Origin of the sequence: Enterococcus gilvus ATCC BAA-350, from assembly GCF_000407545.1 — a bacterium.
Lineage (GTDB): Bacteria > Bacillota > Bacilli > Lactobacillales > Enterococcaceae > Enterococcus_A > Enterococcus_A gilvus.
In genome coordinates, this window is sequence record NZ_ASWH01000002.1 from 71,451 (window position 1) to 97,061 (window position 25,611).

Sequence of the window (25,611 nt, forward strand, 5' to 3'; positions counted from 1 at the left end):
AAGGACAAGCATTATGTGTACAAATATGACAATTACGTCAAAAGAGGGAAGTCTTTTTTTTGGAAGAACCATGGATTTGAATCAAAAAATGTTTCATACGGATGAAGATTCTGTAAAAATCATGAACATACCGGGAGGTGCAGTAATCAATAGTCTGTATCATTCTTGGACAAGTAAGTATGCTGTTTTAGGCGTAGGTATCGCAGGTACAGCAGTCTTATTTGACGGCGTCAACGAACACGGACTGACAGGCGATTGTCAGATTTTGATGGAAGCTACTTGGGAAAATGAAAGTAAGATTTTACAAGATGGGAAAACGGCTCTTTATGGGGAAGAATTCGTTACCTATATATTAACCAACTTTAAAACAGTTGATGCGATTCGGGCACATTATGAAATGTTTACTCTGATCGATGAACCTTATGTATATAGAAAAGAAACCTTTCAGTTTCCATTACATTTTTGTTTTATTGATGAAACTGGTGTCGGAATAGTGTTGGAGCCTGTCGTCAACGGTGGGTTTAAACTTTATGAATATATCGATGTCATGACGAATAGTCCTGAATATGCGTATCATACCACGAATATTCGTCATTATTTGGGTCTTCAAAATATTGATGCTAAGCCTAGAACGATTAATCATTCTATCGCATTAACCCCTATTGAAAATGGAACAGGCTATGGTCTAATTGGGATGCCAGGAGATTATACGTCGCCTTCTCGTTTTATTCGCGGTTTCTATTTAAAAAATATGATTGAAGAATTTTCAGAGAGAGACGGAATCAATGCACTTTATGCATTGTTCAGGGCCTTTATTATACCAAAAGGATTAGAATTAAATTCTCCCGAAGATATTTCTGGTGATTATACCCAGTATTGGTCCGGATATGATCTGAAAAATAGAACACTGTACGTTCAAACAGGTGAAGGGCTTACTTTTACTGCTAAGCAAATGCAAACCAATGCTACAGAAATCACCTATAATGATATTCGATTTGATAATCTGGTTTATACGATCAACGAATAAAAAGGGAAGGAGAGCTTCTAGTGCTTACGAATTTTCGAGACATCGGTGGCGTGCCAGTAAAAAATGGTCGTTTAAAAGAAGGCTATTTTTATCGAAGTGGTCAATTAGTAGATTTGGACCAATCGGATAGTTACTATCTAATGAATACGTGTAAAATAAGTAAAATCTATGATTTTAGAAGTCCGAAGGAAAGGAAACAGGCACCCGATAAGAAGCTTGGAAAAGTTTCCTATGAGAGTATTGATTTACTGGAATCGACAAATAAAAAAGACAGTGTATCCCTGCAAGCGATGTTAAAAAACGCCAACAACATTGAAGCGGCACTGCTCACGACCTACGAGGATCTAGTAAAAAGTGACTCCGCTTCAATCGGATACCGTCAATTTTTAGAAGATATATTAGCTAGAAATTCTCCCTGTATCTTTCATTGTTTTGCTGGGAAAGACCGCACGGGCGTTGCAGCCGCATTGATTTTAAAAATCGCTGGGGCATCTAATCAGGATATTTTAGCGGATTATTTGCAAACGAATCAGTCAAGAAAAAAGGCAAATGAAATCCTCTTGTCTCCATACAAAGACCAAATAGATAAAAAAACATATCATGCCCTTCAAACCGCATTATCTGTGAAGAAGGAGTATTTGATACATGCGGCAGATCAAATTAAGGAATGTTATGGTTGTTTCGACTCTTATTTGGAGCGTGGTCTAGGATTGGACAGAGACTTTCAGCACCGCTTTAGAAAGCAATTTGTGGCAATCTAATTAGTATCGATTGAAAAGCCACCTGTATCTATAGGGTATAGGTGGCTATTTGTTTGAATAAATACAAACAGGAAAACCCATTTATTTTTAGGAAAACGAGCATTTAGGGCAAAGCAGAGACAGGTGTTATCGTAAGGGTATTAGATCGCATAGGGACGGCGTTTGTTGGTAGTGTCGCGCAAATAAAATCTTGTTTCCTCGTTTGGGGGTTCGTTGTATCCGAGGAAGCGCCTTGTTAAAATTTACGTAAGGAAAACGTCTGATTCGATGTTTTTTTAATTCGTATAGGTGGTGGGATAAATGAAAAAATCAGAGACACGTCGTTCACTATCTGCTGATCGACAGCCACGCGTTATTTCTAAAATTCACATGAAGCAGGGGGTCTGTAAGGTAGCTGCCTGTGTTTTTCTATGGGCAAATATCGGCCTTCTTCCGATCCACGTAGTTGCGACGGACACGACAGAATCGACCAGTGATACGACGGCACCTAGTACTTCTACAATGCTAGAACAAGCAACTAGTCAACCCGCACCTTCTCAAGAGACCTCCACAACGACGAAGAAAATCACTTCTCACGCACCTGTGTCCCTAGATGAGACAAGCGCTTCCGCAAAACAAGACGCCTTAAAAGAGAAGCAAAAAAGGGTTTCTCCGCAAGAACCGCGCCCGTTTTCGAGTGATTGGTACGCAGAGGAAGAAAGCGGGTGCATGGTCATAAAAAGCTATACCGGAGATCCCGCAACGATCAAAGTTCCCTCGGTCATTGAGGACAAACCCGTGGCGATCGATCTGAATGCTGTGCTTGGCACGTATTTAAGAAGCCAGACGAAAGCGTTTGAGATCGAAGCTTCGAAGGAGGGGCAGGCGCCTGTGAAGGTGACTGGAACATTTGAACAGTTATTTATGGATAATCTCTCGCTTTCTTCTGCACTTTTTGCGGATGCGGACACCTCGACCATCGAGAATATGAGGTCTGTATTTAGCGGCTGTGAAAACTTGACCCGCGCGGATGTTGCGGGCTGGGATACGAAGAACGTCCGATCTATGGCAAATCTATTTAGCGGCTGTAAGAACTTGAGTCAGGTGGATGTCTCGAAGTGGGACACGGGCAATGTAACGAATATGGCGTCGATGTTTTTATCCTGTCATGGGTTGAGCGCCTTAGATGTGTCCAATTGGGATACGCAAAATGTTTCTGTCATGTATTCCATGTTTGCTAATTGTCGGAGTTTAAAAAGTTTGGATGCTTCTAGGTGGCGGATCGAAAAAGTATTAAGTATTGAAAGTCTGTTCAACGGATGTACCAATCTGATTCGTTTAGACTTATCCAGTTGGAATACAGTGAATGTCCAAGCGCTGTACGGTGTATTTGGCGGATGCGAGGCGCTTGCTGAATTAAAAATAACAAGAGATTTTATTACCTTTTCACTTTTACGAGAACTTCCTGTGTCTGAGAACAATGGAAAGACCACGTATGCTTGGGTAATGGATGATGGGGAGACCGTTTATGATTCGACAAGTGAGATGGTCGCTGGCCATCATACTCTGAGGGATGACGCCGTCCACACCTATACGATCCAGAGGCAGCATGAAGTAGCGTTTGATACGGACGGCGGCACGGATACACCTGCAATGCAAAAGGTTTTTGAAAACAAAAAAATAACTGATCCTGCCTACTCAGGCACGAAAAAGCAGAACACTTTTATCGGTTGGACCTTGAACGGTCAGCCGGTTGATTTTACAACATTCGAGATTACGAGACCAAGTACCTTAAAGGCACACTGGCGAACGATTCAATACGCGGTCCGATTCAATAAAAATAACGGAGCGGGGGCAATGGCAGACCAAGAATTCTTCTATGGGGAAGAAAAAACACTGACACCCAATGCATTCGTCAGAACGGGCTATACCTTTAAGAATTGGAACACCCGAGCAGATGGGCAAGGAACGACAACCTATAACGATGGGCAGCTCGTGAAAAATCTCTCTGAAATAGAAGGGGATCAGGTTGATCTTTATGCCCAGTGGCACCCGATCACCTACAAAGTTACCTTTGACAGCGCAGGCGGCACAAGCACTCCCGAACAAAGTTATACGATCGAACAAGGAATCAAGACCTTTGCGACGCCGACGAGACCAGGGTATACCTTCCAAGGCTGGTATGCTGAGAATAAAAAGATAGAAAAAATCGAAAAGGGGAGCACAGGAGATCAAGAGTTAACTGCAAAATGGCACCCAATCACCTACAAAGTCACCTTCGACAGCGCAGGCGGCACAAGCATCCCCGAACAAAGCTATACGATCGAACAAGGAATCGAGACCTTTGCGACGCCGACGAGACCAGGGTATGCCTTCCAAGGTTGGTATGCTGAGAATAAAAAGATAGAAAAAATCGCAAAGGGAGAGACGGGGGAACAAAGGGTAAAAGCGCGATGGAAAGCTACTTCCTACAGGGTTATTTTCGAGCCGAATGGAGGAACGGGCGACGCGTCAAGCCAGCATTTTATCTACGACAAGACGTCGAATTTATTTCCAGCATCGTTTACCCGTAAAGGCTATTTCTTTACAGGCTGGAATACGCAGCCAGACGGCAAAGGGACCGCGTATTCAGATGCGCAAGCGGTGAATAATTTGACAGCGGAGCAGGAGGGTTCGGTCACCTTATATGCCCAATGGCAACCGGATAAAACAGCATTGGAGGAGCTGATCAATAAAGAGAAGGAGAAACGCCGCCGCAAAACGAGCTACACGAAGGACAGTTGGCAGACCTATGAGCGGGCGATGGCAAAGGCGGAAAAGGTTCAGACAGACCGCCAAGCGACCGTGGATGAAATCCAGATAGCCTTGACGAGCGTAAAAAACGCGATCGCACAGCTGGTGCCTAGTAAGACGTCCGATACAAGTCAAAAGCCTGCGCGCAAAAAAACACCGCCACAAAAAAGTGCCCCAGCGAAGAGCTATCCGCGCTCGGGCACGCTGTCAGAAACAGGCCTGAAAATCTTAGGACTCGCATCAGTCGCCATCGCGGTTGCGGGTCTCATAAAACGGAAGGATGACTAACGAGGACGAGTGTTTTCTTCTCTCATGCCAGCGGGTTGGGTCTGTTCGAATTGGCGGATGTCATATTGGACAATCCTTCTACCTGTGGCGATAACAATAACTATAGAAAAACTGCGTGAGTCACGGTTCGTATACGTGACTCACGCAGTTTTTTTAGTGCATTCATAAAGGCTGTATTTCCCCAAAAATCCCCTAAATATGCTTCAGCAAATTCTTTTCTTCTTTCTTTACATAGTCGATGAATTTTTTTACTGCGGGTGATTTGTAGCGCAGCGGGTTTTGGGCTAGATAGATGGTTTGGGTCAAAAAGGTCTCTTTGATATAGATCTCGCGGACGCCAAAATTTTTCATGATACTTGATTTAGGGAAGATGCCAATGCCTAAATTTTTACTTGTTAAGCTGAGTAAGGTCAAATCGTCCAGCACTTCGTAGGTGATTTTCGGGGACAGATTTTTTTCAGCAAAGAAATGATTGATGAGCGGCCGCAGTGTGCTTGGCTCGTGAAAGGTAATAAACTCATAGGCTAACAGCTCCTCGATCGAATAATATTTTTCACTGGAAAGCGGCGAGAGTTCGCTGACGATAAATACCACCGGTTGGGTATGGAAGGTCGAAATGGTCAGATCAGAAAATTGGTCAAGGTCAGGGTGCTTGTCGTTGCCGGTAAAAAAGACGGCATCGTATTTTCCTTCCTGCAACTGGAGCAGTAGATTCATCGTATTATTTTGGTTTCCCCGAATTTTTAAATGGCTGATCTGCGCGTATTCTGCTAGAAGATTCGGAATAAAAATGGGTCCTAACGAATACACGAAGCCAAGATCGATGCGGCCATTCTCCGCATTTGTCAGGGAGTAGAGCTCTTCTTTTCCAATATCCAATTCGTTGATGGCGCGGTGCACACGTTTTTTATAGAGGGCACCAAATTTATTTAATTGGATACTCCTGCCGACGCGGTCAAAAAGCTTTACTCCTAAGCGTTCTTCTAGATTACTGATGGATTTGCTTAGCGCGGGCTGGCTGATAAATAGCTCGTCCGCGGATTGCTGCATGTTTTGAGTATTGGACAAGTGGAGAAAATAGCGCAACTGCTGCACATTCATCGTAGTCGCTCCTTTTTTGTTTCCAGTATAGCGCATTTCGATAACTAAAAGTTATTAAAAATAGAAAAAACGGTATTATCTTCTATGAAGTGATCGCGCTATGATAAAGAAAAAGGAGGCGACGTTTTGGGTAAGAAACAGTCTAAACTAATGTCTGCTCAAGAGGCAGTCAAGCTGATCAAAGACAACGATACCGTTGGATTTTGCGGCGCTGGCGGAGGCATCACGGAACCAACAAAGGTCATCTGTTCATTAGCAGAGCGATTTAAAGAGGAGCAGCACCCAGCAGATCTGACATTGATCCATGCGACGGGGCTAGGGGATAGAAATGATCGCGGGATGTCCCCGCTGGCAAAACGAGGAATGGTGAAGCGAGTGATCGGCGGTCATTGGGCGCAATCGCCAAGGTTGGCAGAAATGGCCGAGCGAAATGAGATCGAAGCCTACAATTTTCCGCAGGGAGTCATCAGTCATTTGACACGCGCCGCTGCATCGAAGCAGCCGGGGATCTTCACCCATGTTGGCTTAGGGTCGTTTATTGATCCCGAGCAGAGTGGCGGTCGATTAAATGAAAAAACCACGGAAGAATTAGTGAAAAAAAGCACAATTGATGGGAAGGACTATCTTTTCTATAAAACGACACCGATCGATGTGGCGGTGATTCGCGGGACCACCGCGGACACAGACGGCTATATCTCGATGGAGGATGAAATCATTTATGGCGACGCGCTGGTCTTCGCCCAAGCAGCACATAACAATGGCGGAAAAGTCATCGTGCAGGTGCAGAAGGTCGTAAAGGCTGGCACACTGCATCCGAGACAGGTAAAAATCCCAGGGTTTTATGTCGATGCGATCGTAGTGGATGAGGACCAATCACAACTGTATGTCGGTGGAAACAACCGATTCCTTTCTGGGGATTATACCTCTTACTTGGATTCTACGGAGTTGATTCCCTTGGATCAGCGAAAAGTCGTTGGTCGCAGAGCGCTGTTTGAGGTCTGTTCTGGAAATGTCGGCAACGTCGGTGTCGGGATCGCTGATGGGATCGGGATCATCGCCAGAGAGGAAGGGATACAGGACGCCTTCACTCTTACGGTTGAAACAGGAGCAGTCGGGGGCGAATCGGCTCAAGGAATCTTCTTTGGGGCGACGTTGAATAGCCGGGCGTTGATGGATATGCCTGCACAATTCGATTTTTATGACGGCGGCGGCTTGGATGTCTGCTTCTTAAGCTTTGCGGAAGTGGATGCAATAGGCAATGTCAATGTGCATCGCTTCAATGGAAAAATCGTCGGGACTGGGGGCTTCATCGACATTTGTCAAAATACGCAAAAAGTTGTTTTCTGCGGCACGCTGACGGCTGGGGGCTTAAAAACGGCGATCCATGATCAGAAGCTGACGATCCAGCAAGAGGGACGCTTTAAGAAATTTATTGAGAAGGTTCCTGAGATCACCTTCAATGGCAAAGAGGCCATCGCGCGGGGCCAAGAGGTCTATTATGTGACGGAACGCGCCGTTTTCAAATTGACCGCGCAAGGGCTGGAACTGATCGAGATCGCACCCGATATGGCTATTGAAGAGGACATTGTACAGCAAATGGGTTTCCGCCCGATCATTTCAGACACGCTTCAGGTGATGGACGCGCGTTTATTCAGTGAAGCGATCATGGGCATTAAAGATGAATGGTTAGCTAACCAATTAGGAGGAAAATAGAATGAAAGAATTGCCTTTAAAAGTCAACGATACGTGCTCTTATACCAAAACAATCAGTGAATCGGATGTGTACCTGTACGCAGGGATCACAGGAGACTTCAGTCAAATGCACATGAACGCAGAATTCATGAAGACGACACCCTACAAAGAACGGATCGTCCATGGGGTCTTGACCTTCTCCTTCGGGTGTACGGCATCGACCTTGATCCAGCAGCAAGCAAAAGCAGACATCCCAAGTGTTTCCTACGGGTATGACAAATTGCGCTTCATCAAACCTGTCTTCTTCGGAGATACGGTGACAGCGAAGTATACCGTGAAAAAAGTAGATGTAGACGCGATGAAAACCTACTCGGATGTAGAGATTTTCAATCAGAAGGGGGACATTTGTGTGTATGCACAGCACATTTTGAAATTTATTCCTGAAGAGGAGATGACCGAATGAAAATCTGTTTTTTAGGCGCGGGGGCTTTAGGGAGTTCCATCGGCGGCACGCTGGCGCTACATGGTAAGGACGTTTACTTAGTGGATCAGTGGCAGGAGCATGTGGATGCCATCAATCAAAACGGATTGATCTTTATAGAAGAGGACAAAGAAATCCGTGTACCCATCAAAGCCGTCATGAATCCTGCTGAATTAGATAAAATGGATCTGATCATCGTATTGGTCAAGTCCTTCGCAACAGAAGCCGCCATTCGACAAGCACTCCCATTGATTGGGGAAGAAACCGTCGTATTGTCCCTGCAAAATGGGCTAGGAAATGAAGAAATCATCGAAGAACAAGTCGGCTCCGAAAAGATTATTGGCGGAAAAGCCTACGTTGGCGGGGTGCTTCAGGCGCCAGGAAAAGTCATTCCCGGTGTGAAGGGCAAAGAAATCTGTATCGGCGAGATGGACGGCAGTCATTCCGAGCGGATCACAGCCATCGCGAAAGAGCTGAACGATGGCGGAATCATCACGAAGGTCAGCGATAATATCAACGGAATGATCTGGGACAAGCTGCTGATCAATGTCGCCACAGGGGCATTGGCAGGAATCACCGGACTTGGCTACGGCGACTTGTACAAGATCAAGGAAATCGAAGAAACAGCCTTTGCGGCGATCGAAGAAGGCGTCGCGATCGCCAAAGCCAACAACATTCGTTTAACGACCGAAGTTCCCGTTCAAGTATGGGCAAAAGCGGCTGTTGGCTTGCCTTACGAATTTAAGACATCGATCCTGCAAAGCTTAGAGAAAAAGCAAAAAACGGAGGTCGATTTTATCAACGGTGCGGTCGTTCGCTGGGGCGTGAAAATGGGGATTCCTACCCCTGTAAACAGCGCATTGACTGCCTGTGTGAAGGGCATCGAAATGAAGAACGAGGTGATGAAGAATGACTAAAGCCTATGTCGAACATGTCGCTCTTTTCGTCACAGACATTGAGTGGTACATCGAGTTCTTCCAAACGACCTTAAATTGCACCGAACGCATGAGAAAAGAAGAACCCGGTCAGCCGCGGCAAGTTTGGCTGTATGGGGGCATTCAGTTGATTGAAAATACAGAGCCGCAGCCGACGGGGAAGCTCGGACACTTAGGGATCATGGCCGACAATCAAAAAGAAGCCTTGGAAAAAATCAAAACCTACGATGTCAAACCGTTGCCGCAGGGAGGGAACTGGTGGCAATTGCCAGACGATCTTTGTATTGAGATTTTACAAGCAAATCCAGGCACTGTGAAAGATGTTTTAGACATTGTGCCTTGGCAATAGTAAAGGAGAACCCAGTCATGAAAAAAATATTAATGCTTCATGGAGTCAATCATAATATGTTCGGCCACCGCAACCCAAAACATTACGGAACGGTGACGCTAGATGAGATCAATGCCAACATGGCGACGCTCGCAAAAGAATTAAACGTCGAAGTCGAAAGCTATCAAACCAATGATGAAGGTAAAATGGTCGATCGCATTCATCAAGGATACAAAGACCATGTGGACGCAGTGATCATCAATGCAGGAGCATGGACCCATTATAGCTACGCCATTCGAGACGCGTTGGAGATTTTAGAAGTTCCCTTTATTGAGATGCATATGTCCAATGTCCACGCGCGGGAGGAATTCCGCCACCATTCTGTCTTATCAGAAAAAGCCCGCGGTGTCATGGCAGGCTTTGGATTTGAAACCTACCAATTGGCCCTGCGCGCAGCCGCGACGATGACAGAATAAGGAGGCCAGCGATGCGATTTGGTGCCTGTTTCAATTTTATTGCTCCCGGAAAAGAAGGGATCAGCCGAGAAAATATCCGAACCATTGCCGAATGCGGCTATGACTACCTTGAGCTCCCGTTGTCAACGGTCATGGAGCTGTCAGAAGAAGCATTCGACGCGCTGCAACGCGAAATCGCCAAAACAGGGATTCGCTGTGAAGGCTGCAACGGCTTCTTGCCAGCAAGCCAGCGAATCACCGGAGAGACCGTCGATGAGGCCGCCGTTTTGCACTATGTCGAGAACGCCTTCCACCGGGCCAACCGCTTAGGGGCCGAATTCGTCGTTTTCGGCAGTCCCGATGCGAAAACAGTCCCGGCAGGTTTTCCGCTAGAAAAAGGCTGCCAGCAAGTCGTCGATTTTTGTAAAAAATTCGCCCCCTTGGCTGAAAAATACGCGCTGACGCTTGTGATCGAGCCCTTGAATAAAGGGGAATGCAACATCATCAATACCTTTGAAGAAGGCTGTCTGATCGCGAATCACGTCCACCACGAATCAGTCAAGGTATTGGTAGATTACTACCATCTGATGCTGGAAAAAGAACCCCTTACGCATCTGGAGGCATACGGACCAGAACACTTGGCCCACGTCCATTTTGCAAAAATCCAAGGCCGCAGATTCCCTGTATCGATGACGGAAGATGCCCATTATGCACCTTTTATCCAAACCTTACAGGCAATCAATTATCAGGGAAGAGTCAGCGTTGAAGCCTTTACAGACGACCTTTCTAGCGATGCAGCGCAGACACTGGCATTTTTTAAAGCGGCTTTTGGCGCAGAAGAATAATGACTATACCGATTACTCGTATTCATACAAAGACCCTGTCACATCAACTGTGACGGGGTCTTTGTATCACTTATTCTGAACCTAATACACGCATAGCCAACCGATCATATAGTCTGGGTATGAGCTTCGTGAATTAAGTAGAGTTTATAGAAGTTTCTTACAGCAGAAGTGATAAATGTACGAAACGATCAAATGTAATTAACCTGTACGGTCGTATATATAATGAATAAAAGATTAAAAATAAAAGATAAAGATGTTATAATTGATTCACTTATTCTGTTAGGAGGTCAAATTATGATTGCGTTCACCAAAAGCAAATGCAAGGTAGCGGTGGTACAAGCTGCCCCAGTGCTATTTGATAAAGAAAAAACGATTGATAAAACAATCCAATTGATACAAGAAGCGGGGGAAAAAGAAGCAGATCTAATTGTGTTTCCTGAAGCATTTATTCCGTGTTATCCTAGAGGATTTTCGTATGGGTTCGTTGTCGGAAGCAGAACGATGGAAGGCAGAGAGGACTGGAAACTCCTATACGATCATTCTGTAGTCGTTCCTAGTGCAGATACTGAAAGAATCGGCGAGGCCGCGAAGGAGGCCAATGCGTATGTTGCGATTGGCATCAATGAGAGAGACCCTAAAAATTGTACGCTGTATTGTAGCTTTCTTATCTTTAGCCCAGAAGGGAAAATCGTTTCTAAGCATCGAAAAATGAAACCTACAGGCACGGAGCGTTGCATTTGGGGAGATGGTAATGAGGGCGCTATTTCCACTGTCGATACAGACTTTGGAACGATTGGCGGGCTGATTTGCTGGGAAAACTATATGCCATTGGCTAGAGCTGCGTTGTATCAAAAAGGGGTATCGATCTACTTGGCACCTACGGCAGACAATCGGGAAGAATGGCAGCATACGATGCAGCACATTGCGATGGAGGGGCGTTGTTTCGTGATTGGGTGTAATCAGTATGTCACAAAATCTCATTACCCAGAAGGCCTGCATTATCGGAGTGAATTAGACCATTTGCCTGAAGATTTATGTCCCGGAGGAAGTTGTATTGTCAGTCCTTTTGGGAAGTATCTCGTGGACCCTGTGTGGTCTCAAGAAACCATTCTCTACAAAGAGCTGGATATGGAACAAGTTCCACTTAGCAGAATGGACTTCGATTCGACGGGGCACTATTCACGTCCTGATATCTTTCACTTGGAAGTCAAAGAAAACTAACGATTGAATTTCTTTTTAAAAGTATAAATAAACGTCTGATTGCTCTATTAATAGAAGCAACCAGACGTTTTTAGATGAATTAATGACAGAAGCAGCGAGCTTCTGACAAATAGTTTGGCTATCTACAGAGGGTGTAGTGGATTCTTTATGCCTTTTCTGGAGGATAGACACTCAGTCATAAATCACCCAATAATGAACGAGTTCAGGGGATAATTGCTCCTCGGAATAGGTAGTCAGCGAATGGTTCTTCAGGGAATTATCGCTGGGATCTAGCAGTCGATAGCCGCGATCACTGACATGGGTCAAGACGAGGGTATGACCGATCGTTGTGAACATGCCGGGCTTCGCCGCAGCAAGAACCGGGATATCCTTCTCTAAATACGGGCGTGCGTTTTGAATATCTGTGCCCAAATCCTTGTAGGTATACTTATTTTTTTCCGCAAAATCCTTATAGATCGACCATGAGGTGCCTTGATCCGTGAAGTAGTTATTTTTACTCCAGTTTAGAATGGTCTCAGGAGAAATTTCCTTGTTCTTTATCCGCGAGTCAATGATGGCCAACGCGTCAAGCGTGCAGCCGTTCATCGCAACGGTCGGGGCTTCGTCTCCCCAGCCATAAGATACATTCGCCCAGCGCTCATCTGTTTGCAGCAAAAGCCAGTGCGTCAATTTTTCTTTTTTTAACAGCTCTCTGACCTTTAAGGAATAGGCCCGTTGAGGCTGCAGCATCAGCTCGTCTTTTTCAGCTAACTCCTTTTTAAGAAGGGTATTTTCCTTCTTCGCGCTGCGTGCATGGGCTTCAAGAGTGTTCTTCTTTTGATGCTCCATGAGTGCTAAAGAAAAAAGAAAGACATTCAGTAAAAAGAGGATCAAAATGACTTTTACCGGTTTCTTTAGGCGACGCCTCTTTTTGAAAAGCGTACTGAGGACGTTCATTTTTTCCTTGATCATTAAAAAACTTCCTTCACAAAGTTTTGTTACGAATTCGTAACGCAATTGTAACATTCGAGAAATCTTTTAGCAATATAAAAAATATTCTATTCGAAGTATTTTTCTTCTAGCAATTGATCAAGGGAAGAGGAATGTCTTGAATTTTATTACAACTATAGGAAAAGTCCGTTTCATGGCATCATTTCCTCATTATGCGCTCTCGCGTTAATAATTTTCTTATTTTTAGTAGGCAATTGATGAATATATGACCGATTAATCTACTATCCTTTTAAAATCCGCTATTATTGCTAATATATACTAGGTATAATTAGAGGGGATTTTTATAAAGTAGGGGTGATTTTAATCGAGAAGGTAGCGGATGTTGTTTTGGGTATACTAGAGTCATTGAAGAAGGTGCCCTTTCCCAACCGATTGTTTTTCTTGCTGTCCTTGATTTTTGGGCTGATGATGGTAAACATCGTTCCGCCGTTACAGGCACCGGATGAGGTGGGGCATTTCATTAAGGCGTATTCATTTTCAGAATTCAAGGTACGTCCAGAAGCCTTCAAGGAGAAGCTGGGAAAAGAGGAGAGTACGTGGGGGAATTTTGGTTTCGAAGTGCCTTACACAATAAAAAGTATGAACTCCTATGCAGTAGATATGAATGGGAAAAAAGAAAAATTCCCCTATTTTTACGAAGGTGTGGACAAGGACAAGATTGAAAAGGGTGAGAAAGCCTTTATTGGGACTGGCGGGATCACAAATTACTATTTCGTCAATTATATTCCTCAAATAATGGGAATAGCCGTCGGAAAAACGTTAGGCAAGCCGATGATTTGGCAATACTATGCCGCACGGTACGCAAATTTATTCGGCTATATCTTGATTATGTTTTTTGCCATCTGGAAATTTCGCTTTTCTAAGCTGGGGGCTGCCGTCCTGGCGTTAAACCCAATGGCACTTTTTCTAGCTTCGTCAACATCAGGAGATGCGATGATCATTTCAATGAGCTTCCTGTTCATCTCTTGGCTGACGGGTCTGATCGGAAAAGAACGACTATCGAATATGCAGCTTTTGATCAGCGCGTTATTAATGATCACGCTCGTTCTGCTGAAGCCTACGTTGATTGTCTTAGGAATGCTTTTCTTTTTGATTCCCAATAGGTCCTTCAGTATTAAAAGGAAGGCCGTGTGGGGAATCATCATTTTTGCAGCGTGTATTTTGTGTTATGTTATCTGGAATAAAATGATGATCGATCAACAGCTTCTTTACCGAGATTTCGGGAATCCAGACAAGCAATTGGCGCAATTTCTAAAAGACCCATCGATTTTCTTTGAGAACGTACGAAAAAACTATTTATTTGGGGTGAAGGGAGACAGTATTGTCTATTCCTTTGTTGGGAAATTTGGACTATTAGATGCGCCGATGGGGCTGCATTGGATCGTACTGTATTTTTCAAGCCTCATTTTAGGTTCTTTAGTCCAAGAGAAAGACGGGCAATCCTTGATCGTTTACCAGCGAGTCCTTTTATGTGTGCTGATGGCTCTTTACACGCTGCTCACATTCTTCGCCTTGTATCAAATTTGGAACAAAGTGGGAAGAACAGCCTCAATCGAAGGCCTGCAAGGGAGATACTTTATCCCAATCAGTTTGGTAGTTGTCCCTTTGTTTTCAAGCAAAGAGGCAGTGTTGACTATCAAACCAATGAAGATGAACATTGCTGTCTCTCTAATTTTGGTCCTCGTTTTGATTGCTGCAATCGTCACGCTGACTGGTCGCTATCCAGCGGCTATGTAAATTAGAATCATTAAATTGCCGCAGCACTCTTTAAGGCCTTCGCCATGGAACGAAAAGAAGCCCTACTCTTCAATGAGTGGGGCTTTCGTGTTTCTAGCATTTGGAAGCTTTGCAAATTCCGAGGAACAATTTGCTATTGAATCTCTTAAAAAAGAGTGCTCAATTTTGACCTCAATTTTTGTCTGAATAATACCACAACAAAAGCCAGTCCGCCGAGCCCCCCAACTAGGAGTATCACAACAATCGGTTGAGAGAAGCTGTTAAATTCAGAAAGACTAGCGATGATTTTTAAGACGATTACGCTTAAGGTGATCATGACTGCAGTCGATTGAACTACCTTCAAATAGTAGTTTCGATTGTGCGCGATTGGGTAAATATCAAGCGATCGAACGATAAAGTGATAAGCAAGAATTGTTGTAACGACTGAGCTGAGTATTGTCGCAATAGATAGCCCAAATCCCTTGAATAAATATATACAAGGTGTTTGAAGAAGCAGCTTCAATAAAAGAGTGAGTGAAGTAAATTGCATGGCCTTCTTATGGAAGCTCAGAGCTTGTAAAATAGAGAGCAAGACTGTTAGAATGCCGAGTATGGATGTGCTAATAATCGTTGCTGATAAGTACATACTTCCAGTTAAGTTGTACCCAAAGAATAATGTGTTCAGAGGAATGCTTAGGAGCATCATTCCTATTGATGACGGAACCAAAAAGGTAAATGTTAATCGCAGTATCTGAGAGATTCCTGTCAATAATTCAGATTTCGTTCGTAGGATACTCAGCAAAGGAAGAGAAGAAATGGTGATCGACCCAATAATAGCCAATAATATCGGAGCTAGTTTATTGGGATTTGCGGAAGCCAGAGTATACAGTGTTTGAAGTTCCCCCAGACTGCCTTGTGGGAAAAACAGAACATACAAGGCCTTCAACGAAAACTGATCAATTAATTGCAGAATAGAAATAGCAGACCCTACATAAACGAAGGGCAGGGATTCTTTGATGATATCGATAGCGAAATGTCTTGTCGTTTTCAAAGATGTTATAGGCGAGAAACTAAAATGCTTAAGTCGGAACATATGCCTCTTTCTTCCGACGAAAAGCAGATAAAGAATCGCAAACAAGCCACCGACACAGGATGCAAAGGTACTTAATACAACTGCCGATAAAATACTCCCGTTAAAACGAACTCGAATCAGATACGTTCCTGCCAAGATAACAATCACTCGAACCAACTGTTCAATAAGCTGGGAAATACCAAATGGAAAACTAAGGTTTAAGCCTTGAAAGTACCCTCTCAGCGCACTGAGTATGGGAATGAGCAGCAAGGAAAAGCAAAGGCTTCGTATGGCGGTAGTACCAGCAGCATGATCAACGATCGGACTTATTTTACTTAAAACAGGGGCAAAAATGAACATTAATAAAGCGGAAAAAATTCCGATCACTTCCATGACTGCCAAGCCACTTTGGAATAATTCCTTTATTTGAACTCTATTTCCCGTCCTATTTAACCCAGCAATTTTTTTTGCAATCCCACTAGGAAATCCAGCCGTACCTAGTGATAGAAACAACGCATAAGGCAAATACGCAACATTATAAAGTGCTTGAGCTGTCTGCTGATCTTGGATCGTACCCATGAATTTCAGCCAAGGAATCAGATAAACAAATCCCAACACCTTGCAAATCATATTAAATAAAGAGAGCCAAAAAGTCCCCGCGAGTAATTTTTTCTTCATTTCCAAACCTCCACCCTACTATAGTAAGTATAAATATAGTCATTCATGCGGTTGCATAACAACTGTTCTTCTTAAACATTAATTAACAAACGATACTCTGGTAAAGGATTTGGAATGCTGAGTCGAAGAACACCGATGATCTTCGTATGTTTGGACTTCAGTACAAATTTCTCCAAAAAAGAAAAGTAATCACAACCCCTTAATAAAACGATATAATAGTTGTAAATCCCTTTATATCAAGGATGCAAGAGATGCTTGATAGGCTTTTTTACAGGAATTTGATAGGGTAAATTCAAGGAGGCAAGTAAATGACCATCGGGGAAAAGCTTCAAAGTAAACGGAAGGAACTCGATTTAACACAGGGGGAAGTGGCTGAAAAACTGTACGTGTCTCGGCAGGCGGTATCGAATTGGGAGCTGGGGAAGAATTACCCAGACTTGGAGACGATCGTCGCGATCAGCGAGCTTTACCAGATTTCTTTAGATATTTTGTTAAAAGAAGATCAACACGTGGTGAAGGGAGTCAAGAAAACAATGAATAGAAAATTTTTGGGCATGGCCTTTTATTTAGTGACGCTACTGAGCATGGGGATTTGTGTGCTGGTGAATGTGCTTTTGGATCGCACGCTTACGTGGTCGTTGATCGTCGTACTTTCATTAGCGACCGCAGACGCCTTGGTGTATTTTTTTGCCAAGAGGAACCGTTGGCATCCTTATCTTTTGATGGGCGGCGGTAGTCTACTATTACTCACTTTTTTAGGCTTGCTAGATGTCACGTTGCAGCAATCCGACTATATCCAAGGGTCCTTTTTTGTGGGGATAGCACTTCCGGTAAGCCTTCTTTGGCTGGTGCTAATTTGGAGTGTCGTTTTGATTCAAAAAAGAATGAAATGGTCTCTTTACTATTCCTTCTCGCTCTTTTTCTTACTCGGGATCGTGGGAGGATTTCTGACGAACCTTTTCGTCCACAGTGAGCCGCTGTGGTTCAGCACGCTCACTAGTACCATCCCGTGCGTTATTTTATCCGCATTGTTTTATGTTTTAGGAAGTTATTTTGACAAAATCAGAGGGTAAGGAGAACAAAGATGGAAAGCGCCTCTATTAAAGAGCGAACCATTGTTAAGTTAGAAAATAATCGCATCAACAAGAATAAACAGGCAGAGTAGTGTGTTAGCTACTTTGCCTGTTTTTGACTAAATTAGAGCAACGCCATTAATTTCTTTATATCTCCATTTAACAATATTAGCATGTGGCTGGATCATTGAGTTTTGAGAATCTCCTCAGTATAGCTACTTGTCGGGAAAGCAAATAAAATGAATGATGTTTCTAAAATTAAGCTAATTGTTTTCTTTAAACCAATCTTTTCCTTCTTCTACAGAATTATAAATTTTTAAGTTTGGAAATTGTATTTTTCGATCTTCTTCTGAAACTTCAAATAGATACCGTTCATTGTTGTAAACTTTGTAGTTGTCTTCAGATACCTTCACTAAAAAACTGTCCTTTTTAGTGAGCTCAATCGTACTGCTCTCAACCTCAGGATCAATGATATACGATTCAAAGACAATGCAACTCGATAAATAGAAACAACATATTGACGAGAGTAAAATAATTAATTTGTGCGGCTTATTCCTACGTTCTGAGAAAATACTGTTAGCACGATCAATTAATTGATACTGCTTGCTGGAAGCAAAGGAAGGAAAGTAGGAGATATTTTTATCTGAACATCTCCGATCAATGTGTTTCCCGACGTGTAAGAGTGTTTCGACATAGTCGATTTTTTCTGTTTGATCCAATTGAGAAACGACAAATTCATCCGCTTTTAGCTCAATAATTTGGTTAAAAGAGTCCTTAAAAATGTATATCACAGGATTCCACCAGTAAATTATCGAAAGAATCTCATATAAATACTTGATCCATATATCATAGCTTGAGATATGAAACAACTCGTGATCTAAGATGTATTTTTTTTGCTTTTCAGAAATCGTTAATTCAGGGAGTACAATGATTGGACGGATAAGTCCTATGACAAAAGGGGGGATAGCTTGATCAACAGTGACTACTTTTTTATTCTTATAATAAAAGCTGGGCTTCTTGCTAAGAATACGTTTAAGTAAATAAACCTTTTGAAGGGCAAGAAAAAAACGGATCAAACAGAATAAGCTGCCAATAAGCCAGATAATAATAAGTAAATTTCCAACACTAAAGGAGGTGCTCCCCGCTAAAAGGAGCTCCTTATTTAGCAACGAGTCAATTTTTGGAAGTAGACGATCAGAAGGAATGGTTATTGTAAAAAAGTACTCTACTGGAAAAAATAAACGGATAATAAAAACAACACTGACTATCATAAGCAACGTTGCGGATAAAAGCTGATTTATCCGCATTTTCTTTAGTAAAAGCACTAAAAATAAAACGATTCCAGAACTTAGTATTAATGTTGATAAAAGAGCTGCAAAAGAAATTATCATTGGAGATCCCTCTTCTTTTGACGAAGGATTTCTTCGAGTTCCTCAAGTTCTTCGCTCATTTTTTCTGAAGAGCTGTTACCTAAGAATTCGCTTAATAAAACTGAAATATTCAAGCCTGCATATTGATCAATCACAAAAGCTTCTTCCGATACTAAAGGAACGTAACTTCTGGTCAATACGGTACCGCTGTATACGATATCTTTTACTTCAATTAGCTTCTTCTTGATCAACTTTTTCAAAGATATTTGAATAGTACTTAGAACTAAATCGGGATTGATCGTATGGATGTCTTTAGCAGTTAGTGATTTTTGAGATTCCCATAAAATTTTCAAAACGTCCAATTCTTTGTTGGTTACTTCGTACTTTTTCATTAGACTATCACGTCCTTTCAAGTTCATATTATAGCATAGCGAAACAATTATTTAAGTAATAAATAATTGTATATTGACAGAATAAAAAAATAGTCAATTGGTATTTTTATATTTTAGTCAGTTAAAGTCGAAAAGCGATAGGAAAGGAGGGCTGAAGGACAAGAAGAAAGAAGCAATTCACCGAGTTGTATAAGAATGCTGCATGAAGAAATCGCATCGGAAATGGGTCTTAGGGTTAATGGTTCAGATGCGTTCTAACGGACTTGGAATGCTTCAATTCGATACATAGATACAATTTTCCCACGTAACACTCGATAAAAGTACATCATACAAAACATTATACAATTGACGTATTACTATTTTATAGACAAAATATTTAATTGTTTTGTCAATATTTATGTGATACTCTATATTTATCGATAAATGATTGGTGGTATCTCAGTGATAGTCAAAAATAATGGATTATATCAATTTTTACAACACGTCGATAGCTATCTGTATCGTTTCTTAAAGCAAGTAAAGTGTCTGTCTAGAAGGCAGCGACAGATACTACTTTGTTTAGTTGTTTTGTCACTAGTTGCATGCATGAGTCTTATAAATGGAATGGTTGATAATAACGCTGCATGGGTGGAGGGTAGTTGGTCGAATAAATCAGTCTTATTTTCATTCAAAGCAAAAAATGACCATTGTAAAGTATGGAATATAAAAAAAGAGGATCAACTGCTAACAGAGAATGTCTTGATAGCTGTGAATTCTACTAGAAAAAACATTGTTTTAGCAAAATCTGGCAATACGATAGAATATCACCTGACAAAATTAAATAAAAAACAAATAGAGCTACGAATTGTTAACCAAGGAAAAGAAGTAGAAAAAATTAGACTTAGAAAAGACAAAAAAACACCTTAATATATGTTGTCTCTAGCACGGCGATATGCCGAGGAAGCTGTATAGGAAGTGAAAAAAATAAAGTGGATTGTACGTTACGTTCTTTTAGTAGTCCTATTATTTCTAATCATACGAGTAGCCATAGAGATTCATTTGGAGGAAGTTCTTATCTACTTAGATCCTATGAAACTGTTTTGGTGTATATTTCAAAGCATAAGAAAAAATATTTTTTAATGGGTTAGGTAATTAAAGCTTTCTGACAAATGATTTTGAGAAAGAGAAAGTTCAGATTAGCTTAGAGACTGTAGACAACAGCCATATAACGGCTGTTGTCTACAGTCTCTTTTTCTTATAATTTCGTATTCAGAGTTTTAAATGAGAGTATTCGTGTAAAACTTTTCGAATGTCCATACAATACTTTCCTTTGTTTTGCATCTGCTACAAACAACAATGACGGCAATCTTAAATGAAGCTTGTTCGGAATTCAGTACAAACGCAACAAGAAAACGGGTACTAAGAAGGAACTAATTGACTCTCTAATCCACCTTAGAATAAATCAACGGTTTTGAAACACCTTCTGAGTTTTCCTTCGTTGTAAAAGAGTAAAATTGTATCTCATTCTGAGACAACTGCTTAAGATTGTAGCGGAAATCAGCGGCTTTCAGAGGGGTTAGTATCCAATGATCATGTGAGGAAAGATAGTCTGCCCCTTTCAGATCAACGATTCCATCCTCGTTGGGGGCCTTCTCGTTTGTTATCACAGCCACAGGGACGCCCTCGATCTGCTTGAATTCAATGATTTGAGCGATCTCTTCTGACCGCCATTTTCCTGAAAATTGTGCCAAAAATGCGGTGGAATCACCGGGATCTTCTGGAGGGGCGACAGAGGAAGCGACACTCGAAAGGGTCGTTTCTGTTGTCGTTTTATCGGCTGATTTTTTTAGTGGCGTGAGTAGCAAGAGGGCGATCAAAACCAACAGAAATAATCCTATTAAACGTTTCTTTCTATACGTGCCCATAAAAAACTCCTTTCGCCGTAAAGTATCCTTCAGTTTCAGTATAGTATAAACGCCAAGTCATGGATAGACGAATAAGCTGTCAAATGCCCTTGGTGTCTCACTTGTCAGCCCACCCAGAGCATCGAAATCATTTATGCATTTTAAGCATATGTTTGACATTGAGTGCAAATATTCTAGTGATTTCACGAAAGTTTGACATTGAGTACAAACATAATGGCAATTTCATGAAAGTTTGACGTTGAGTACAAACATACTGGCAATTTCACGAAAGTTTGACATTGAGTACAAACATACTGGCAATATCTCGAAAGTTTGACATTGAGTATAAAAATACTGGCAATTTCAAGAAAGTTTGGAATTCAGTACAAACATTACGAGGAAATTTGTAAAAAGAATTGTAGGTCATTTTGAGACAGTTACCGAACAGAGGATGGAATCATCGAGCTCCTTAATTTCAGTGATTTTATTCCATGAAAATGCGGAAAAAACACATTCTAGCAGCCCTTCAGAGTCGTTATTCCTCCAAAGAAAGATACTGTGAGAGCGTGTTCGTCAGTTCTTTTCGGACGCGGTCTCGGATGCGGGTGGGCTGGATGATTTTCAGGTGCTTGCCAAAGGATAATAAGTATCTGATCAGCCATTCTTGGTCGGGTAGCTGGCTGGAGACGATCGCCGTGCCCTCTTTTTGCAGGGCGATGTCTGCATGATCAAATTCATCGAACACGCGATACAAGATGTCTTTAGAAAACAACAGGGTCAAAGAAATAGTCTCTTCTTTCCGACTGAGGGCAGGGGTTTCAGGCGGCGCTATCGGGTCGAAGGTCTCATCGAGAAGCTGCAATGAGTGCATGCGGCTGATTTTGAACATCCGAAATTCATTTTTGTTCAGGCAAAAGGCTTGCAAGTACCAGGTTTGAGATTTGAAGAGCAATTTTAAGGGCTTGCAGACTCTTTTCGTGTGTTGATTGTAGGAATTTAGATAATCGAAGGTGATTTTCCTCCTATTTAAGATACTTGATTTGAGACTGTCGAAGGTGTCTTCCTTTTTCTCTTGATACCACGGGGAAAAGTCGATGTCTAACCAACTCTCATAGGAGAGATTGAACAGGGACTGTAATTTTAAATAGGAGCTGTTGCTTTCCTCTGGGACAATCGTTTTTATGCTTGTCAGTGCCAGCAGCAAATGCTCCTGTTCCTTTTTTGACAGTAACACGTTGTCCAATACAAAGTGATCCATCAGGTAAATCCCGCCATTTCTGCCAGTATCTGCACAGATGGGGATGCCGAGAGCGCTGAGGGCATCGATATCTCTAAAAATAGTCCGCGTCGACACTTCAAACAGAGCCGCCAGCTCTTTTGAGGTCGTTCGTTTTGTATTTAAAAGGTGATAAATAATTCCAAATAGGCGCTCGTTCGTCATTTCCGATTCTCCTCCAAAAGTTTTCGCTAAATGATGACAAAAGGTGTCATAGTATCTATAGTACTATTTAACCATAGTCGTGAGGAGGAATTGACATGAAGTTTTCGATTTTTGATACGGTACGCACGAACAATTTCAAGGATGCAGCGATTCAGGAAAAAATTATCGGTCTTTGGCAGCGAAATGCGCCTGCTATTGCTCAGGCGAAGGAACAAGGCAAAACGATCGTGGCGGTGTACCATGAGTATGAAAGTGATTATAAGGGCGATTATTCTGTCTCAATCGGCACAGAGACGGAGACAGCGTCTAATTTCGATACAGCGAACTATCGCTGGAAGGAATATGCCGTGGATGCCTCGGACGAATTTGGCATCCTAAATACTTGGAAGCAAATATGGGCAGAAGAAGACGCCCAGACGCTCCACCGCGCATATGGGTTCGATTATGAAGCCTACACACCTACTGGGGAACAGGCGATTTTCATAGGAATTCTCTAGCTTCCGACTCAGTACCCCGCCCAGATCACACAAGAAACGAAAACCCAGCCGCCGAGGAAAGTCACAGGCGGCCAATATTTGAAATCATCCCAGCACGAGAATCCCCCTGCCCATACGCAGGGGGATCGTTGGCGTCTCGTCATGGATCACGCCCATTGATCGAGCTTTTGCTTGAAAAACTGAATATCAGATCTAGAAACTGTATAGATTTGAAGACACCTTATAAAGTCTTCTTTGATAAAGTATTGCACTCGATTTGACAATCTTAGAATAAAAAAGTACCTATCGAGAAAAATAGGTACTAATCAGAGTAATAGGTGTTATTGTTCTTTATTATCTACTGCTGGCAATTCAGGTTCCACAGAATCGTGTGGATTTTCCAATGACTCGTCGTCTTCATCATCTTCTACTTGTGGCTCTAGTAGTGGAACCGGCTCGAAATCAGAAGGAGGCACGTGAAGTGTCCCCAGAACCTTCGACAGCAGGAGTTTCAAAATACGTGGTAGTGTCAGCCTGTGGCTCCTCGTAATAAAACTCTTGATAGGCGCTCTCTGTTGGAATACTTGCACTCGGTGGAATGAAAGTTGGCGCTTGTGTCATCGAGGTGCTGATCTTAGTAATCAAAATATCTCCCACGTTGATCTGGTCGATGTGATTAATGTTATTTGCCGAAGCGAATACTGTGAGATCTAGATTCAATGCTTCAGCGATTGCGGACAATGTGTCTCCAGACTGGACGGTGTATTGACCAGAATCGTCAATATCATTTTTTATTTGTTCAACTGAACGTGGTTGCCAAGTGGAAGCATCGGCTACATCAGTGCCATAAAGAACCCCTAAAGTGAGTGAACCTAAAAGTGAAATACCCAATAAAAACGTTTTATACTTTTTCATACTCTACCTCCATTACGTTGATTTAATTAAAACCATGCAGCTTATGAAACGAATCGTACATATCCCATAGGTTAAGTTTATCAGATTTTATCGCGATAACGGTCATTATAATAAGTATTAATTAGATAATATGAGTAAAAATCAAATTTTCTCTTTTTTATCAATATGAACGTCAGAGTCTAGCAACCTATCGAATTATTCGGTTAATGCAACCTATCGGAATATCGTAGAAGAAATTAAAAACAGCCGGACACTTTTATGAGTGACCGGCTGTTTATTTCGTCAGATAAATGCAGTAGTAATTAATTCCAATACGCCTAGAAATCCCGAAATGAAAGCTCGGAGGAGTCTATTTTTTATTTTTGACGTGTGGTATTGATTCAAAGAAAAGCCATAACTACAAAGTATGATAAAAAGTAAAAAGATAGCAATCATGAGAACGTTCATTTCCCCAACTCCTTTCAATGATCGTAAGCGAAGCAGGGGGAGTTGTAAAGGGTATTTGAGGTCTGTTTTGAAAGAAGAAACTACAGGAATCGTGTAGTCTATAAACGACATGGTGTAGCAAAAGAGTATAAGAGCGTATTCTCAATTTACATTGTAGTGATTTTCGTTTGAATGCTCAAAGTTTCCATCGCTTGTTTCCACCACAATACCGTCAGAATAAACTTTCAAAAACCCGAGAGTGCCAGAACCACCATCTTCCTTCATGCTAACGCTAGTGGCTTTGATTTTTCTATACGCACCATTTCTATCGGATGAAGATCCAAGATCAGCATATACACTATCATCCGTTTGGTATTTTTCTTGCATAATTTTCTTAGCTTCTTCATAGGTTGGAGCGTCAGTAGTATTTGAAGTGAGTGATGGATCAAATTCGATTACTTGATATTGGTCTACGTTTGAATGAGGCTGAAATGCAAGTGCTATATGCCCGTTGTTCATGTAATACGCGTATACTCTTGTATCGTTTTCATTAAAAGGATAAAAAAATTCTTTAGTTGCCGCAGCAGCGACAGTATCCAGTTTTAGTTCAGTATTCACTTTAACGATTTTCACAGAAGAATGTTCGTTTACTTTCAATGATTTGGTAGGTATCGTAATGGGAACAAGTAACGCAGATTGTGTTTGCTGAAAGTTTGGAGAATTATAAGTTAGTTCAATGCCATCATTTGATTTACCTGTAACCAGATGAAATTTTATAGTTCCGTAAGTGCCGCTAGCTTCAGGATACCCATTAAAAGTAACGCTATAGGACGTCTCATTAGTTTGTTGTTCGTTCTTAACAGAAGTTGATGAGTCCGTAGTATCTATGGAACTATCACTAGACCGATCTGTACTAGAAGTGTTCACACCCCCGTTTTGGCCGGAAGAAGAAGGAGCATTTCCCAGAATGCTAAGAAAAAAAGCACAGACTAACATTAGGATTATTAAACTCAATAGCAGGACCGTCCATTTTAATCGTGTGTTTTTCTTTATCATTTGATTTTGATTTCTTTGCATAATTAACCCCACCCTAAAAAGACTTTATAATTATTATACTGCAACAGCTTGCAACGAACGAATAAATAACGGAAATTGATCTAAGGTTTTATCGGAATAAAAGGGTAGAAGAGTGTGGGGAAATCTGCGAAGGGAAAGAAGAAACTAAAAACCACAGCGCGCTACAGAACATCGAGTATTCTCTTGGAGAAAGTGA

The 25,611-nt window shown here is 42.0% G+C and carries 24 protein-coding genes; 14 read left to right on the forward strand and 10 right to left on the reverse strand.

Annotated elements, in window-relative coordinates; translation table 11 throughout:
* Positions 1-13 precede the first annotated feature (13 nt).
* From I592_RS15400 to I592_RS15410, 3 genes are all read left to right on the forward strand, one after another.
* Positions 14-1,027, forward strand: coding sequence for a linear amide C-N hydrolase (locus tag I592_RS15400; RefSeq protein ID WP_010778766.1), 1,014 nt, complete (start codon positions 14-16; stop codon positions 1,025-1,027).
* 20 nt (positions 1,028-1,047) lie between these two features.
* Positions 1,048-1,788 (forward strand): tyrosine-protein phosphatase, encoded by a 741-nt coding sequence (locus I592_RS15405; RefSeq protein WP_010778765.1) that lies wholly within the window; start codon positions 1,048-1,050, stop codon positions 1,786-1,788.
* A gap of 300 nt (positions 1,789-2,088) precedes the next feature.
* Complete coding sequence (locus tag I592_RS15410) at positions 2,089-4,848, forward strand: InlB B-repeat-containing protein (RefSeq protein ID WP_010778764.1); 2,760 nt, start codon at positions 2,089-2,091, stop codon at positions 4,846-4,848.
* 192 nt (positions 4,849-5,040) lie between these two features.
* Here I592_RS15410 and I592_RS15415 read toward each other — a convergent pair whose 3' ends face one another.
* Positions 5,041-5,985 (reverse strand): LysR family transcriptional regulator, encoded by a 945-nt coding sequence (locus I592_RS15415; RefSeq protein ID WP_244265195.1) that lies wholly within the window; start codon positions 5,983-5,985, stop codon positions 5,041-5,043.
* A gap of 90 nt (positions 5,986-6,075) precedes the next feature.
* On the opposite strand from I592_RS15415, the gene I592_RS15420 reads away from it, so the two are divergent.
* The 7 genes from I592_RS15420 to I592_RS15450 all read left to right on the forward strand — a co-directional run bounded on the left by I592_RS15420 (position 6,076) and on the right by I592_RS15450 (position 11,906).
* Positions 6,076-7,662 (forward strand): acyl CoA:acetate/3-ketoacid CoA transferase, encoded by a 1,587-nt coding sequence (locus I592_RS15420; protein WP_010778762.1) that lies wholly within the window; start codon positions 6,076-6,078, stop codon positions 7,660-7,662.
* Between the two features lies 1 nt (position 7,663).
* Entirely contained in the window at positions 7,664-8,104 is a 441-nt protein-coding gene (locus tag I592_RS15425; RefSeq protein WP_010778761.1) for a MaoC/PaaZ C-terminal domain-containing protein, read from the forward strand.
* Complete coding sequence (locus I592_RS15430; protein WP_010778760.1) at positions 8,101-9,039, forward strand: ketopantoate reductase family protein; 939 nt, start codon at positions 8,101-8,103, stop codon at positions 9,037-9,039. Before I592_RS15425 ends, I592_RS15430 begins: the two co-directional genes overlap by 4 nt.
* Complete coding sequence (locus I592_RS15435; RefSeq protein ID WP_010778759.1) at positions 9,032-9,406, forward strand: VOC family protein; 375 nt, start codon at positions 9,032-9,034, stop codon at positions 9,404-9,406. Before I592_RS15430 ends, I592_RS15435 begins: the two co-directional genes overlap by 8 nt.
* A 17-nt stretch (positions 9,407-9,423) precedes the next feature.
* Positions 9,424-9,861 (forward strand): type II 3-dehydroquinate dehydratase, encoded by a 438-nt coding sequence (aroQ, locus tag I592_RS15440; RefSeq protein WP_010778758.1) that lies wholly within the window; start codon positions 9,424-9,426, stop codon positions 9,859-9,861.
* An 11-nt stretch (positions 9,862-9,872) separates the two neighbouring features.
* Positions 9,873-10,685: a sugar phosphate isomerase/epimerase family protein gene (locus I592_RS15445; RefSeq protein ID WP_010778757.1), complete on the forward strand. Its 813-nt coding sequence runs from the start codon at positions 9,873-9,875 to the stop codon at positions 10,683-10,685.
* 294 nt (positions 10,686-10,979) lie between these two features.
* Positions 10,980-11,906: a carbon-nitrogen hydrolase family protein gene (locus I592_RS15450; protein ID WP_010778756.1), complete on the forward strand. Its 927-nt coding sequence runs from the start codon at positions 10,980-10,982 to the stop codon at positions 11,904-11,906.
* 171 nt (positions 11,907-12,077) lie between these two features.
* On the opposite strand, the gene I592_RS15455 is transcribed toward I592_RS15450, so the two are convergent.
* Positions 12,078-12,857 carry a C39 family peptidase gene (locus tag I592_RS15455; RefSeq protein WP_010778755.1) on the reverse strand — a complete coding sequence of 260 codons (780 nt, stop codon included), beginning with the start codon at positions 12,855-12,857 and terminating at the stop codon, positions 12,078-12,080.
* 333 nt (positions 12,858-13,190) lie between these two features.
* Between I592_RS15455 and I592_RS15460 the strand changes: the two genes are divergently transcribed.
* Positions 13,191-14,633 carry a DUF2142 domain-containing protein gene (locus I592_RS15460; RefSeq protein WP_010778754.1) on the forward strand — a complete coding sequence of 481 codons (1,443 nt, stop codon included), beginning with the start codon at positions 13,191-13,193 and terminating at the stop codon, positions 14,631-14,633.
* Positions 14,634-14,778: 145 nt separating this feature from the next.
* Here the strand turns inward: I592_RS15460 and I592_RS15465 are convergent, their stop codons facing one another.
* Positions 14,779-16,362, reverse strand: coding sequence for an oligosaccharide flippase family protein (locus tag I592_RS15465; RefSeq protein ID WP_010778753.1), 1,584 nt, complete (start codon positions 16,360-16,362; stop codon positions 14,779-14,781).
* Positions 16,363-16,670: 308 nt separating this feature from the next.
* On the opposite strand from I592_RS15465, the gene I592_RS20800 reads away from it, so the two are divergent.
* Positions 16,671-17,435 (forward strand): helix-turn-helix domain-containing protein, encoded by a 765-nt coding sequence (locus I592_RS20800; RefSeq protein WP_010778752.1) that lies wholly within the window; start codon positions 16,671-16,673, stop codon positions 17,433-17,435.
* 263 nt (positions 17,436-17,698) lie between these two features.
* Here I592_RS20800 and I592_RS15475 read toward each other — a convergent pair whose 3' ends face one another.
* Positions 17,699-18,826: a M56 family metallopeptidase gene (locus I592_RS15475; protein WP_010778751.1), complete on the reverse strand. Its 1,128-nt coding sequence runs from the start codon at positions 18,824-18,826 to the stop codon at positions 17,699-17,701.
* Positions 18,823-19,197: a BlaI/MecI/CopY family transcriptional regulator gene (locus I592_RS15480; RefSeq protein ID WP_010778750.1), complete on the reverse strand. Its 375-nt coding sequence runs from the start codon at positions 19,195-19,197 to the stop codon at positions 18,823-18,825. Before I592_RS15480 ends, I592_RS15475 begins: the two co-directional genes overlap by 4 nt.
* Before the next feature lie 423 nt (positions 19,198-19,620).
* On the opposite strand from I592_RS15480, the gene I592_RS15485 reads away from it, so the two are divergent.
* Positions 19,621-20,103 (forward strand): hypothetical protein, encoded by a 483-nt coding sequence (locus tag I592_RS15485; protein WP_139243522.1) that lies wholly within the window; start codon positions 19,621-19,623, stop codon positions 20,101-20,103.
* 515 nt (positions 20,104-20,618) lie between these two features.
* Here the strand turns inward: I592_RS15485 and I592_RS15490 are convergent.
* Together I592_RS15490 and I592_RS15495 are read right to left on the reverse strand one after the other, a co-directional pair.
* Positions 20,619-21,101: a hypothetical protein gene (locus I592_RS15490; protein WP_010778748.1), complete on the reverse strand. Its 483-nt coding sequence runs from the start codon at positions 21,099-21,101 to the stop codon at positions 20,619-20,621.
* 514 nt (positions 21,102-21,615) lie between these two features.
* A complete protein-coding gene (locus I592_RS15495) occupies positions 21,616-22,521 on the reverse strand; it encodes a helix-turn-helix transcriptional regulator (protein ID WP_010778747.1) in 906 nt (301 codons plus the stop codon).
* A gap of 95 nt (positions 22,522-22,616) precedes the next feature.
* On the opposite strand from I592_RS15495, the gene I592_RS15500 reads away from it, so the two are divergent.
* Positions 22,617-23,018, forward strand: coding sequence for a hypothetical protein (locus I592_RS15500; RefSeq protein ID WP_010778746.1), 402 nt, complete (start codon positions 22,617-22,619; stop codon positions 23,016-23,018).
* A gap of 320 nt (positions 23,019-23,338) precedes the next feature.
* Here the strand turns inward: I592_RS15500 and I592_RS22175 are convergent, their stop codons facing one another.
* From I592_RS22175 to I592_RS15510, 3 genes are all read right to left on the reverse strand, one after another.
* Entirely contained in the window at positions 23,339-23,473 is a 135-nt protein-coding gene (locus I592_RS22175; protein ID WP_257007170.1) for a hypothetical protein, read from the reverse strand.
* Positions 23,460-23,912: a LysM peptidoglycan-binding domain-containing protein gene (locus tag I592_RS15505; RefSeq protein ID WP_010778745.1), complete on the reverse strand. Its 453-nt coding sequence runs from the start codon at positions 23,910-23,912 to the stop codon at positions 23,460-23,462. The genes I592_RS22175 and I592_RS15505 overlap by 14 nt, the downstream gene beginning before the upstream one ends.
* Before the next feature lie 588 nt (positions 23,913-24,500).
* The gene (locus I592_RS15510) at positions 24,501-25,415 is read right to left on the reverse strand and encodes a hypothetical protein (protein WP_010778744.1); all 915 of its coding nucleotides are present in this window, start codon (positions 25,413-25,415) and stop codon (positions 24,501-24,503) included.
* Positions 25,416-25,611 lie beyond the last annotated feature (196 nt).